The sequence below is a fragment of the Algibacter sp. L4_22 genome (genome assembly GCF_023473045.1).
Lineage (GTDB): Bacteria > Bacteroidota > Bacteroidia > Flavobacteriales > Flavobacteriaceae > Algibacter.
Map to the genome: position 1 here is coordinate 464255 of NZ_JAMCOK010000003.1, position 13614 is coordinate 477868.

Sequence of the window (13614 nt, forward strand, 5' to 3'; positions counted from 1 at the left end):
TTTTATAAACCTCTAAATTCCGATTATCATCGCAATCCACTTCCCTTAAAAACAAAGAAGCCTCGAGTGCTATTTATATTTTCACTTATCCTTTAATTCTCTTTTTTCTATTAGTTTCGTAATCTTCGAAAATCATTTCTCCTAATCCTTTTAAACCTGTATAAAATGCTTTCCCTTGGTTCGCTTTAGTGAATTCCTGCACAAACTGCATTAAATAATTATCCTGAGCAATCATAAACGTGGTAATAGGAATATGCAACCGCCTTGCTTGCTGTGCCATAGCATAACATTTATTAACAATATGCGAATCTAAACCATTACTATTTTTATAATACTGGCCGTCTGGCAAACGCAAACAACTTGGCTTTCCATCGGTAATCATAAAAATTTGTTTATTGGTATTTCTTTTTCTTCGGAGTAAATCCATTGCCAACTGCAAACCAGCTACCGTATTTGTATGGTATGGCCCTACTTTTAAATATGGAAGGTCTTTAATTTCTATTTGCCAAGCATCATTTCCAAACACTAAAATATCGAGCGTATCTTTTGGATATCGTGTTGTAATTAATTCGGCTAAAGCCATGGCTACTTTTTTTGCAGGCGTAATTCTGTCTTCACCATACAAAATCATACTATGGCTAATATCTATCATTAACACTGTACTCATTTGAGCTTTATGCAAGGTTTCTTCCACAACCAAATCATCTTCAGATAATCTAAATTCTGAAATACCATGATTTATTTGTGCATTCTTCAAACTCTCCGTCATAGACACTTTATCTAAAGCATCACCAAATTGATAGTTTCTAAAATCTCCGGTATGCTCGTCTCCGATGCCTTGGCCTTTACTTTTATGGTTACCTTGCCCGCTACGCTTAATGTTTCCAAAAATTTGATCTAACGCTTGTTGCCTAATAGCACGCTCGGTTTTTGCCGTAATAGCCATTCCGCCATTACCATCTGGATCTATTTCTTCTTTTATATAACCTTTCTTTTTAAGATCTTCAATAAAATCGTCGATAGTATATTCTGCAGTGGTTAAGGTATATTCCTTGTCTAATTCGCGCAACCAATCTATGGCTTCGTCGAAATCGCCAGAAGTATGTGTAATTAATTCTTTAAAGATATCGAATAACTTATCGAAAGGAGATTGATAAGGTGCTTCGTAAGTTTTAAAAATGAAACCTTTTCTTGATGTATTTTTATTCATAACTCTATAAAAATACTATATTTTAAATCAAAAAAAGGACAAGTAATAATCAGAAATATCTATGAGCAGAAATTATTTTATTATAATGCACTATTCTACGCGTTGTAATCCTGCTAAATCTTCAATTTTTATATACTTACCTTTTGTAGAAATAAGTTTTTCTTTTTTTAGTTGAGAAATAATACGAATAGCAGATTCTGTTGCTGTACCCACAATGTTTGCATAATCTTCCCGAGATAACAAAACACTCAACGTACCATCTCCATTAACACCAAAACTATTATTAAGATAAATTAAAACATCTGCAAGCCTTTTTCTTACGGTTTTTTGAGCCATGTTTACAATTATATCGTCCGATTCTCGTAAATCTCGCGCCATCACTTTAAGCACATCCAAAGAAAAGTTAAGATTTGTTTGAAGATCTTCCATAATTTCGGCCTTGGGAATAAAACAAACTTCCATATCGCTTAACGCAACAGCTTGTAAATTTGTGCTTTCATCTGTAATCAACGAACGTTGGCCTAATAGCTGCCCTTTTACAACCATTTTCACTATTTGATCCTTGCCGTTTTCGCTTAACTTAGACAGCTTACAGATACCGTCCTTAATGCAATATACACCATTAATCACTTCTCCTTCTTCAAAAATTACTTCTCCTTTTTTTATTTTTCTTGAGGTTTTACAACCAGAAATACGAATTAATTCATCTTTAGTTAAAGACTTCATTGAATTAAATTGTTTAATTATACATTGTTCACACTTTCCCATAACCATTTTGAGGTTTTATAAAACTAACTAAAAACATATTATTTGAAAACTCTTTTAATGTAAAACTAAAAAAGGAACATCGGTATAATAACTTATTTTTGGAGTTGTAGGATTAAATAAAATCTTTTGGAAATAATTTAAATTTTTAGCCAACATGGCTATTAAATCAATTTGCTTATTCTCAACGAAACCTTGCACCGCATCTTCAATATCATTATTTGTTAAGAAATGAAAACTGTGTTCTTGGTTGTTAAAATAATCGTCTAGAAATTCTTTATTCTTTTTTTGATCTTCATTTAAATCTGCCTTATTTTTATTAATATGAAGTGCTCTTACTGCCGCATGGTTTCCTTCTACAATATCTGCCATAGGCTGTAATGTTTCTGCATGATAAAAAAATGAAAAATCTGTTGGAAATGCAATCTCTTTCATGTTCACATATTTAGCGTTTTCGGGAACAACTAATGTTGTGCATTTTACTTTTGTAATTACATTACCGGTATTCCTACCTACCGCCAAATTATTTAACCCCGATTCTCCACGGGTACCCATTACAATAAAATCAATCTTTTTTTCTGCAACCTGCTTCCTAATAGAATTAATAATGTAATTATTATCCATAACAGGGTAAAACCTATGGTTAGAATTTAAGTAAGGGCTTTTTATTATTCGTTTTATAGTTTGTTGTAAAAGTTTTTTTGAAGGACTTTTTACAATACTAGAAACTTTAGTACCACCAACGGCAGGCACTTTTTCGTGAAATCTTGAATCATCTGAAGTATCAACGTGTAATATGTAAAAATTACATGCCGATTTACTAAAAAAGCGGAGGGCATACTCAATGGCATTCCATGCGTTTTCAGAAAAATCTGTGGGTATTAAAATATTCTTCATGCCTATCTTCTTCTAGAAGGCAAAAATAAAGGCAGGACACTTAAGGAAATATGACCAATATCATAAATCCCCTATATTGCTAGAATTTATTGGACTTCTTGAAGTTTATCTAAGTCTAAAATTTTAATGTTTCTACCTTCAATTTCAATAATACCACTGTCTTTAAAGCCAGAAAGTGTTCTAATTAAACTTTCGGTTGCTATACCTGCAACACTAGCTAAATCATTACGAGAAATTCTTATGGTATCTTCTGGATTTCGATTCAGTTTTTCGGCAAATTTTAAGATGGTATTTGCTGTTCTTTTTTTAACCGAGCTATATGCCATTTGTAGTAAGTGATCTTTAACATCGGTAAGGTTTTCTGTTAATAACTGAATAAGCTCTAAAGTAACTTGGTGATTATTATTAAGCACATCTTTAAGCGCACTTTTGGTAACACCTATTAAGGTAGTTTCTTTTATAGCCGTTGTAGATTCTTGATAAGTTGTATTTTGAATAAATGATGTATAACCAAATAAATCGTCTTCCTTATAAAGCGCTGTTGTTAAGTCTTTACCTTTCTCATCAAATTTATGAGACTTCACTAAACCTTTAGAAATTAAATAAATATAATTAGAATTTTGCCCTTCCTGATAAATAACATCACCTTTTCCAAAGTTTATTACTTCACCATTATCATCAAAAAAATTCTTTAAATCGTTTAATGTTCTAATTTCAGATTCATCGGAACTTGTTCCTTCCTTTTCTTCATGTATATCTTTTAAAATAGCAGCTTTGGCTAATCTACTTTCTATAGCACTAATAAGTTCTTCTTCTTCAAAAGGCTTGGTAATATAATCATCGGCACCTAAATCCATTCCTTTTCTAACATCTCTACGCTCCGTTTTTGCAGATAAAAATATAAAAGGGATATGCTTTGTACTTTCGTTTTTAGATAATGCTTCCAAAACGCCATAACCATCAAGTTCTGGCATCATAATATCGCAGATAATAATATTAGGTAAATTTTTAATAGCCCGTTCTACTCCAATTTTTCCATTTGGAGCTGTAATCATATTATAGTTAGATAATTCTAGTAATTCCGCTGTGTTCTCTCTTAAAACAACATCATCTTCTATCAATAATACTTTATTCATTATTCTGCTTTATTTTTTATTATAATTGTAAATATACTTCCTTTATTTTCTTCACTTACAAAACTTATAGTACCTCCTAAATTTTCTAAATGATTTTTAACAATATTTAAACCAATACCTGTACCTTGTTCTAGTAAAGCATTTTCTGCTCTAAAATAGCGGTTAAATATCCTTTTTTGATCTTTAATAGGAATCCCAATACCATTATCTTTTATATCAAATGTAGTATACGTATTATCTTGCTTTATATGAATATCTACAATGGTGTTTTCAGATGAATACTTAATGGCATTATGCACCAAATTTGATAATGCTAATTCTAAAATCTTCTCATCCTGATGCATCGAATAATCGTCAATATTCTCAGGATAATTAATTTTTTGTCCATCTTTTAAAAGCATATTGGCATTATAAACCACCTCGTTAACCACTTTACTTAATTTAAAAGTAGTTAATTTATAATTCATTTTTCCGGTTTCTAATTTTTCAATAGATAAAAAATCGTTCAATATATTATTTAGGTAATGTACCTTATCAGAAATTGTTTTTATATGCTTATCTCTTCGTTCCTGCTGCTCAGTTAACTTATACTTACTCAGTAACATGGCCGACGTTAAAATACCACTTAAAGGTGTTTTAAACTCATGTGAAACTAAAGACAAAAACTTAGTTTTCAACTCATTAAGCTCCTTTTCTTTTTTAAGCGCATTACTTATTTCATTTTGAGCATCAATACGTTTCTTTATTTCCTCGTCACGCTGAACATTTACTGTTTTTAATTCTTTAACAGTATTACTTAATTCATTGGTACGCTCCTGCACTTTTTGTTCTAATTCCGTATTTAACTCTAGCAACTGGAGTTCTTGTTGCTTACGTATAGAAATATCTATAACCAAAGTCATTATATAAGACTCTCCATTAATTTCTAACGGATTTAAACCTGCTTCTACTGGAAATATAGAACCGTCTTTACGTGCGCCATACAAATCCCGACCACGTCCCATTTTACGACTTTCCTTATGCTTCATAAAACCATCAAAATGAGCACCATGATCGGCATGATAGGTTTTTGGTATTAAAATATTAAGGTCACTGTTTAGAAGTTCATTTTTAGTATAACCAAACATACTCTCGGAAGACCTGTTTGTAGCAACAATTTTCTGATGTTTATCTACAACAATAACACCTTCTGAAACAGCTTCAAAAAGGACATTAAAAACACGATCATTATTTTGAAACATTAACAAATATGATTTTAAACTTTATAATAAATATTAAAATTGTAAACAAACAGAAAGAGTTATATAGCTTACAACTACTCACACCAAAATATTGTATTTTGTAAAAATAAATAAAACATGACAAATATCATATTTAAAATCGAGTTGATTTGTGATTTTTGTTTTAGGTATAATTGAGCAAATTTAAATGAGTAAAACCCCTTGTTTTCACTGTGGTTTAGACGCATCTGCGGCTAATATCACATTTGATGATAAATCATTCTGTTGTAATGGTTGCAAAACCGTCTACGAAATATTCTCTACAAACGATTTAACGTGTTACTATGATTTACAAGCATCTGCAGGTGCAAAACCTAGCGACATTGATGGTAAATATAACTTTCTAGACAATGCTAAAATTGTTGAAAGTATATTGGAATTCAACGATGAAAAAACTCAAATAGCAACATTATACATTCCGCACATTCATTGCAGTTCTTGTATTTGGGTTCTTGAAAATTTAAATAAATTAAATCCTTCAATAAGTTCTTCTATTGTAAACTTCGGAAAGAAAACAGTTAGAGTAACATACAACTGCGAAGCGATTTCGATAAAACAATTGGTTAAACTTTTAAGCAGTATTGGTTACGAACCTTTTATTAGTTTAGACGATTATAGCGTTGGTAAAAAGAATGTAGACAGATCCTTAATTTATAAACTAGGCGTAGCTGGTTTTGCCTTCGGAAACATTATGTTTTTATCGTTTCCAGAGTATTTCCAGGTAACTGGTTTTTGGATTGAAACATATGCACCTGTTTTTAGATGGCTCATGTTTTCCTTCTCACTTCCTGTGGTTTTTTATTCGGGGCAAGATTATCTCATTTCAGCTTATAAAGGCTTACGTGCTAAAATTTTAAATATTGATGTCCCCATTTCACTGGGAATTATTGTTTTATTTATAAGAAGCACGGCGGAAATTATTTTAAACCTTGGAACAGGCTTTTTTGATAGTTTGGCAGGACTTATTTTTTTCTTATTACTCGGAAAGTTTTTTCAGCAAAAAACCTATAATTTCCTATCATTCGAACGTGATTACAAATCGTATTTCCCTATCGGAATAACCAAATTACATACCGATGGAAAAGAAGAATCTGTACAAGTTTACGATATTGAAAAAGGCGATCGCTTACTTATTAGAAATGAAGAATTAATTCCTGTAGACTGTATATTAATTAGCGGTAAAGCACGTATTGATTATAGCTTTGTAACTGGAGAATCTGAAGCAGTCTCAAAACAATCTGGCGATAAATTATTTGCAGGGGGAAAACAGCTAAAAGGCAGTATTGAGGTAGATGTTTTAAAAACCGTAGAACAAAGTTATTTAACCCAACTTTGGAGTAACGATGTTTTTAATAAAAATAAAGAAGATGGTTTTACAACCCTAACAAATGCTATTAGTAAAAAATTCACGATAGCCGTTTTAAGCATTGCCTTTATAGCCACTGTTTATTGGTTATTTATAGATCCATCAAAAGCTCTAAATGTTTTTACAGCCGTTTTAATAATAGCTTGCCCTTGTGCTATAGCATTAGCCGCACCTTTTACTTTCGGTAATTTACTTCGTATTTTTGGGAAACTAAAATTCTATGCAAAAAACGCTTCGGTTATCGAGCAGTTAGCAGCTATTAACACTATTATTTTTGATAAAACAGGAACTATAACTGCAAACAAAGAAACATCTATAAAATATGAAGGCTCTAATCTTTCAAATGAAGAAGAAGCGCTTCTTAAAAGCACCTTACGTAATTCAAACCATCCTTTAAGCAGGTCCTTATACAGTCTTTTAGATAAGCATAACATTGTAACTCTAGACAACTACGAAGAGCATATTGGTAAAGGTATTGAAGCAAAACACAACCAAGATACCATTAAAATAGGCTCTGCCCCTTTTGTTGGCTTTAATTCTGAAAACGCAACACTAAACACAGCTGTGTATGTTAGTACTAATAGCCAATATAAAGGACGATTTACTTTTTATAATAAATACAGAAAAGGACTTTCTAAATTGTTTAATAAATTAAAAAAACATTACGATTTAGTTATTCTTTCGGGCGATAATGCAGGTGAAACAGAAAACCTAACAAAGTTACTACCTGCAAAAACAAAACTATTTTTTAATCAGAAACCAGAAGATAAATTAGAATACATAAAACACCATCAAAAATCTGGAGCAAAAGTATTAATGATTGGTGATGGTCTAAACGATGCTGGGGCCTTGGCTCAAAGTAATGTAGGTATTGCTATTTCAGAAAACGTAAACATATTTTCTCCTGCATGTGATGCAATTCTCGACGCTTCAAAATTTAACGAATTACCCGATTTTATAAAAGCCTCCAAATCTGCTGTAAAAATTATAAAATATAGTTTTCTACTATCATTCGTTTATAATAGTATAGGGCTTTACTTTGCCGTTACAGGACAACTAGCACCTGTTATTGCGGCTATTTTAATGCCTTTAAGCTCAATTAGTATTGTTCTATTCACAACGGTTAGCACAAATATTTTAGGAAGAAAATTAAAAAATTAAAAAAAATGCTTTTAACAAAATTTTAAGTTAAAAAAAAGTAATATATTTATCTAAAATAAAACATCAGAAACTAATAAAACATGATAAATGTCATGTTTTAGCCAAAAACATAAAAGTATTTTTGGCGCATAACTTCAATTAAGGTATGAGTGTTATATATATATTATTAACTATTAGCATAATTGTTGCTATTGGCTTTTTTGTAGCGTTTATTATTGCTGTTCGAAATGGACAGTTCGATGATAGCTACACCCCCTCTGTTCGTATGCTTTTTGAAGATGAACTAGTTAAAGAAAAAACCAAAAAAACAATTTCAACTAAAAACGATTAACTTTTAATTTATGGAAATGCAACAGTTTAAGTACGATAATAAAATCGTTACAAAATTTATTTATGCCACCATCGTTTTTGGTGTTGTGGGTATGTCGGTAGGTTTACTACTAGCATTCTTATTTTTATTCCCAAATTTAACCGATGGAATTCCTTGGTTAAGTTTTGGTAGATTAAGACCTCTACACACCAATGCTGTAATTTTTGCTTTTGTAGGTAACGCCATGTTTGCGGGTATTTATTACTCTTTACAACGTTTACTAAAAACAAGAATGGCTAGTGATTTATTAAGTAATATTAACTTTTGGGGTTGGCAACTTATTATTGTTGCAGCAGCTATTACATTACCTTTAGGTTATACATCTACTAAAGAATATGCCGAATTAGAATGGCCAATAGATATAGCCATTACAATTGTTTGGGTTATTTTTGGTATCAACATGATTTGGACTATTTTAAAACGTAGACAACGCCATTTATATGTTGCTATATGGTTTTACTTAGCCACATTCGTTACGGTTGCTGTACTTCATATTTTTAATAATTTAGAATTACCTGTAAGTGCATTTAAAAGTTATTCTGTTTACGCAGGTGTTCAAGATGCCTTAGTGCAATGGTGGTATGGCCACAATGCAGTAGCATTCTTTTTAACAACACCATATTTAGGACTTATGTATTACTTTGTTCCTAAAGCTGCAAACAGACCCGTATACTCATATAGATTATCTATTGTACACTTTTGGTCTCTTATATTTATTTATATCTGGGCTGGACCTCACCACTTATTATATACAGCATTACCAGAATGGGCACAAGCCTTAGGTACTACATTCTCAATAATGTTATTAATGCCATCTTGGGGTGGTATGATTAATGGTTTATTAACACTTCGTGGTGCTTGGGACAAAGTACGTACCGATCCTGTTTTAAAATTCATGGTTGTAGCTATTACAGGTTATGGTATGGCAACGTTTGAAGGCCCAATGCTTTCTCTTAAAAGTGTAAATGCCGTAGCGCATTTTACCGATTGGATTATTGCACACGTACACGTTGGTGCTCTAGCTTGGAATGGTTTCTTAGCCTTCGGTATGATCTATTATTTGATACCTCGTTTATTTAAAACAAAAATGCACTCCTTAAGCTTAATGAATCTACACTTTTGGATAGGTACATTAGGGATCATTATGTATGCATTACCTTTATATGTTGCTGGATTTACTCAATATTCTATGTGGCAACAATTTAATCCAGACGGTACCTTAGTATACGGTAACTTCTTGGAAACTGTAACCGAAATTATGCCAATGTACATGATGCGTGCTATTGGTGGTTGTTTATATATTAGTGGTATGTTTATCTTGGTTTTCAACGTCATCATGACTATAAGACAAGGTAGTAAAGTTGAAGACGAATTAGCCGAAGCACCAGCACTAGAACGCGTATCTAAAAAACGTACTGCAAACGAAGGATGGCACACTTGGTTAGAGCGTAAACCGATCCAATTAACAATTTTAGCAACCATAGCCATTTTAATTGGAGGTATTGTTCAAATTGTACCAACCCTTATGGTAAAATCTAATATCCCAACAATATCAAGTGTAAAACCATATACACCATTAGAATTAGAGGGTAGAGATATTTATATCCGTGAAGGCTGTGTAAGCTGCCACACACAAATGGTTCGTCCGTTTAGACATGAAGTTGAACGTTATGGTGAATACTCGAAAGCAGGAGAATTTGTTTACGATCACCCATTCCTTTGGGGTTCTAAGCGTACCGGTCCAGATTTACATAGAATTGGAGCAAAATACTCAGACAACTGGCACTTTAACCACATGTACGATCCACAAAGTACCTCTTCAGGTTCTATTATGCCAAGATATCCTTGGTTAATTACAGGAACGGGTAGTGAACTTGACAAATCTTTAACCGAAACAAAAATGGAAGCTATGGTTACTCTTGGCGTACCTTATTCGGAAGAAGAAATTGCAAACGCCCAAGAAGACATGTTGACACAAGGCGCTCAAATTGAAGAGAACTTACACCAAGATCCCGATTTCGCAAAAACTTATGAAGCTGATAAAAAATACGCAGCCGATAATGGAGAGCCGTTTATAGAAATGAAAAACAGAGAAATTGTTGCGCTAATTGCTTATTTACAGCGTTTAGGCACCGATATATCAGTTAAACCAGAACAACAAAATTAATAACCTCCAAAACAATATAAAATCATGTTGAAATTTATAAAATACCACATGGAGAGTATTGATGGTATCGAGATTTACCCAATAATTTCGTTAATCATATTCTTTACTTTTTTTGTACTTCTTTTTTGGTGGGTTATTACTGCAAAAAAAGACTATATACAAAACGTTAGCAACCTGCCTTTAGAAACTCAAAACGACGAAACATTATGAGAAAACTAATTCCATCTTGGATACGAATTCCCGTAGCCTTTTTAATAATTGTAGCCATAACAGAATACTTTGTAGATTCTGGTGGAAAACCAGCATTTATGGAATATACTGCTGTTCAATTATTTTTAATTTTAGTTCTTTTAATTTTAATAGCTATTGAAGCTGTTCTTGGAGCATTGGAAACTATTATGCTTCATAAATTAGATGAAGAAGCTAAAGCACGTTTCTTAGCCGAAAAGGAATTTGGTTATAAGTTTACTTGGTTAAAAGAGACTTACACTAAATTACTAGGTCAGAAACCTATTGAACAAGAAAGCGAAATAATTTTAGACCATAATTATGATGGCATAAAAGAATTAGATAATAATTTACCACCATGGTGGGTTTATGCTTTTTATATGTCGATTATTTTTGCTGTTGTATACTTCTTAAAATATCAAGTATTTAATGGAGACACCCAACTTGATGAATTAGAAACAGAAATAGCAGAAGCTAGAATTTCTATTGAAGAATATAAAAAAACGGCTAAAGATTTAGTTGATTTTAATACTGTAACTCTACTAAGTGATGCTTCGGATTTAAAAGCAGGAAAAGCAACTTTTGAAACTAACTGCGTAGCATGCCACATGGCTGATGGTGGCGGTGGAATTGGCCCAAACTTAACCGATAAACATTGGATTTTAGGCGGTGATATTAAGCATGTATTTAAAACAGTATCCGAAGGAGGTCGTTCAGGAAAAGGAATGATTGCTTGGAAATCACAACTTAAACCTGCTCAAATGGCACAAGTAGCTAGTTATGTTTTAAGCTTACAAGGTACAACACCAGCAAACCCGAAAGAACCGCAAGGAGATATTTGGGAAGGCGAAGATACCGCAGAAATACAATAAAATTTAAGAATAGAATACAACTAACTCAATATATATTCAAGACCTGCTAGTAAAACTAACTGGTAGGTCTACAACACCTAAAACAAGTGGAAACCCCAGAAAACGAAACATTTAGAGACTCCATAGGAACGATTACCGAAGATGGTAAACGTGCTTGGGTATTCCCAAAGAAACCTAGTGGAAAGTTTTATAAGTATCGTAAATACGTAAGCTACGGTTTATTAGCATTTTTATTACTCGCACCATTTATAAAGATTAATGGTAATCAGTTTTTAATGTTTAATATTCTTGAGCGCCGATTTAATATTTTTGGTTTTCCTTTTTGGCCACAAGATTTTCATCTATTTGTAATATCGATGATTATTGGCGTTGTATTTGTAGCGCTCTTTACTGTAGCGTTTGGACGTATTTTCTGTGGATGGATTTGTCCGCAAACCATTTTTATGGAAATGGTATTTAGACGTATCGAGTATTGGATTGAAGGTGATAGAGGTAAACAAATGCGTTTAGCAAAAATGCCTTGGAATGCTGAAAAAATTAGAAAGAAAACATTAAAAACGGTAATTTTCATATTAATATCGTTTATAATAGCCAATGTATTTTTAGCTTATTTAATAAGCAGCGATACGCTAATTTCCTATATAACCGATGGCCCCGCAGAACATTTAAGTACGCTAATATCTCTAACGATATTTACAGCCGTATTCTATTTTATTTTTGCATGGTTTAGAGAGCAAGTTTGTATTATAGCTTGTCCTTATGGAAGGTTACAAGGTGTACTTTTAGATACAAAATCTATTGTTGTGGCTTACGACCATAAACGCGGAGAGGCTGAAAATGGTAGAAAAAAATTCAGAAAAAGTGAAGACCGAGAAGCTTTAGGGCATGGAGATTGTATAGATTGTATGCAATGTGTAAACGTTTGTCCTACAGGAATAGATATTAGAAACGGTACGCAATTAGAATGTGTAAATTGTACAGCTTGTATTGATGAATGCGATCATATTATGGAAAGTATTAACCTTCCAAAAGGGTTAATTCGTTATACGAGTGAAGAAAATATAGAAAAGAAAACGCCGTTTAAATTTACACCAAGAATTAAAGGGTATACAGCGGTATTGGCTATTTTAACAGGTTTACTTATTGGTATGTTATTTTTAAGAAATGATGTAGAAGCCAATATTTTAAGGCTACCAGGTCAACTTTATGAACATAAGGACAATAACATTATTAGTAACGTGTTTACTTATAAATTGGTTAACAAAACATCGGAAGATATAAATGATGTTAGTTTTAAGCTGATGTCACATAAAGGAGAATTGAAATTAGTAGCAACTCACGATCATTTTATAGTACCTAGACAGCAAATCTCTAAAGGGACTTTGTTTGTTGAAATAAACAATTCGGCTTTAAGTGGCGATAGAAATAAAATTAAAATCGGAATTTACTCTGGTGATAAATTAATTGAAACCACTACTGCTAACTTTTTAGGGCCACGAAGTTTTAAGTAAACCAATAATTATAAATTGAAAAGCACCTTGGCAGATGTGTGCATTAGGGATTGAACGACCTGTTTGAGCTCCCCGACCAAAGGAAGGGAGCGAGTAGTGAAAGCCCGACCCGTAGGGTAATGCCATTAATTAAGTAGACCGTGAATTAGTCTACAGTTGTACAGTCTTTAAGATTGTGTAAAATGAATAAAAAAATGTGTTATGAAATTTAATTGGGGAACTGGAGTTGTACTAGCATTTATTGGCTTTATAACATTTATAATGTACTTTGTTATTAGTATGTTTTCGAGCGAAAATTTTAAAAATGACTTAGTTACAGAAGATTATTATGGAGCAGAATTGCTGTACCAAAATGATATAAACAAAATTAAAAATTCGGAGGAATTAACAGAAAACGTTAGCTATTTACAAACCAGCGCGGGCTTAAAAATTGTTTTCCCTAAGGAATTTGATTCTAAAAAAATTACAGGAAAAGTGTTCCTATATAGACCATCTAACAAACAACTAGACTTTGAGACTTCTATTGTTTCACTGTCTGATTCTAATTTGCTCATACCTGACAAACGTTTGGTAGATGGTCGTTGGAACATTAAAATTGATTGGCAATATAAGGGAAATTCTTATCTATTTAAAGAATCTATAATTTATTAA

12 protein-coding genes are annotated in these 13614 nt (G+C 32.3%); 7 read left to right on the forward strand and 5 right to left on the reverse strand.

Annotated elements, in window-relative coordinates; translation table 11 throughout:
* Positions 1–85: 85 nt before the first annotated feature.
* The 5 genes from M4I23_RS10160 to M4I23_RS10180 form a co-directional block, all read right to left on the reverse strand.
* Entirely contained in the window at positions 86–1210 is a 1125-nt protein-coding gene (locus M4I23_RS10160; RefSeq protein ID WP_158844326.1) for a VWA domain-containing protein, read from the reverse strand.
* 90 nt (positions 1211–1300) lie between these two features.
* A complete protein-coding gene (locus tag M4I23_RS10165) occupies positions 1301–1978 on the reverse strand; it encodes a Crp/Fnr family transcriptional regulator (RefSeq protein ID WP_249754318.1) in 678 nt (225 codons plus the stop codon).
* A gap of 54 nt (positions 1979–2032) precedes the next feature.
* Positions 2033–2872 carry a universal stress protein gene (locus M4I23_RS10170; RefSeq protein ID WP_158844330.1) on the reverse strand — a complete coding sequence of 280 codons (840 nt, stop codon included), beginning with the start codon at positions 2870–2872 and terminating at the stop codon, positions 2033–2035.
* 86 nt (positions 2873–2958) lie between these two features.
* Entirely contained in the window at positions 2959–4008 is a 1050-nt protein-coding gene (locus tag M4I23_RS10175; RefSeq protein ID WP_249754319.1) for a response regulator, read from the reverse strand.
* The gene (locus M4I23_RS10180) at positions 4008–5249 is read right to left on the reverse strand and encodes a PAS domain-containing sensor histidine kinase (protein WP_249754320.1); all 1242 of its coding nucleotides are present in this window, start codon (positions 5247–5249) and stop codon (positions 4008–4010) included. The genes M4I23_RS10175 and M4I23_RS10180 overlap by 1 nt, the downstream gene beginning before the upstream one ends.
* A gap of 187 nt (positions 5250–5436) precedes the next feature.
* Here M4I23_RS10180 and M4I23_RS10185 point away from each other — a divergent pair, with 187 nt between their 5' ends.
* The 7 genes from M4I23_RS10185 (at position 5437) to M4I23_RS10215 (ending at position 13614) form a co-directional block, all read left to right on the forward strand.
* Complete coding sequence (locus M4I23_RS10185; RefSeq protein WP_249754321.1) at positions 5437–7815, forward strand: heavy metal translocating P-type ATPase metal-binding domain-containing protein; 2379 nt, start codon at positions 5437–5439, stop codon at positions 7813–7815.
* Positions 7816–7960: 145 nt separating this feature from the next.
* Positions 7961–8146 (forward strand): cbb3-type cytochrome oxidase assembly protein CcoS, encoded by a 186-nt coding sequence (gene ccoS, locus M4I23_RS10190; RefSeq protein WP_158844338.1) that lies wholly within the window; start codon positions 7961–7963, stop codon positions 8144–8146.
* A gap of 10 nt (positions 8147–8156) precedes the next feature.
* On the forward strand, positions 8157–10352 hold the full coding sequence (gene ccoN, locus M4I23_RS10195; RefSeq protein WP_158844340.1) for a cytochrome-c oxidase, cbb3-type subunit I: 2196 nt from the start codon (positions 8157–8159) through the stop codon (positions 10350–10352).
* Between the two features lie 24 nt (positions 10353–10376).
* Positions 10377–10562: a CcoQ/FixQ family Cbb3-type cytochrome c oxidase assembly chaperone gene (locus M4I23_RS10200; RefSeq protein ID WP_158844342.1), complete on the forward strand. Its 186-nt coding sequence runs from the start codon at positions 10377–10379 to the stop codon at positions 10560–10562.
* Positions 10559–11452: a cbb3-type cytochrome c oxidase N-terminal domain-containing protein gene (locus M4I23_RS10205; protein WP_249754322.1), complete on the forward strand. Its 894-nt coding sequence runs from the start codon at positions 10559–10561 to the stop codon at positions 11450–11452. The genes M4I23_RS10200 and M4I23_RS10205 overlap by 4 nt, the downstream gene beginning before the upstream one ends.
* Before the next feature lie 86 nt (positions 11453–11538).
* Complete coding sequence (ccoG, locus tag M4I23_RS10210) at positions 11539–12963, forward strand: cytochrome c oxidase accessory protein CcoG (RefSeq protein ID WP_158844346.1); 1425 nt, start codon at positions 11539–11541, stop codon at positions 12961–12963.
* Between the two features lie 201 nt (positions 12964–13164).
* The gene (locus M4I23_RS10215; protein WP_249754323.1) at positions 13165–13614 is read left to right on the forward strand and encodes a FixH family protein; all 450 of its coding nucleotides are present in this window, start codon (positions 13165–13167) and stop codon (positions 13612–13614) included.

What these genes read in the sequence shown, in the direction of transcription:
- M4I23_RS10160 (WP_158844326.1), bottom strand. Translation starts at nt 1,210, where the DNA reads ATGAATAAAAATACATCAAGAAAAGGTTTCATTTTTAAAACTTACGAA.
- M4I23_RS10165 (WP_249754318.1), bottom strand. Translation starts at nt 1,978, where the DNA reads ATGGGAAAGTGTGAACAATGTATAATTAAACAATTTAATTCAATGAAG.
- M4I23_RS10170 (WP_158844330.1), bottom strand. Translation starts at nt 2,872, where the DNA reads ATGAAGAATATTTTAATACCCACAGATTTTTCTGAAAACGCATGGAAT.
- M4I23_RS10175 (WP_249754319.1), bottom strand. Translation starts at nt 4,008, where the DNA reads ATGAATAAAGTATTATTGATAGAAGATGATGTTGTTTTAAGAGAGAAC.
- M4I23_RS10180 (WP_249754320.1), bottom strand. Translation starts at nt 5,249, where the DNA reads ATGTTTCAAAATAATGATCGTGTTTTTAATGTCCTTTTTGAAGCTGTT.
- M4I23_RS10185 (WP_249754321.1), top strand. Translation starts at nt 5,437, where the DNA reads ATGAGTAAAACCCCTTGTTTTCACTGTGGTTTAGACGCATCTGCGGCT.
- ccoS (WP_158844338.1), top strand. Translation starts at nt 7,961, where the DNA reads ATGAGTGTTATATATATATTATTAACTATTAGCATAATTGTTGCTATT.
- ccoN (WP_158844340.1), top strand. Translation starts at nt 8,157, where the DNA reads ATGGAAATGCAACAGTTTAAGTACGATAATAAAATCGTTACAAAATTT.
- M4I23_RS10200 (WP_158844342.1), top strand. Translation starts at nt 10,377, where the DNA reads ATGTTGAAATTTATAAAATACCACATGGAGAGTATTGATGGTATCGAG.
- M4I23_RS10205 (WP_249754322.1), top strand. Translation starts at nt 10,559, where the DNA reads ATGAGAAAACTAATTCCATCTTGGATACGAATTCCCGTAGCCTTTTTA.
- M4I23_RS10215 (WP_249754323.1), top strand. Translation starts at nt 13,165, where the DNA reads ATGAAATTTAATTGGGGAACTGGAGTTGTACTAGCATTTATTGGCTTT.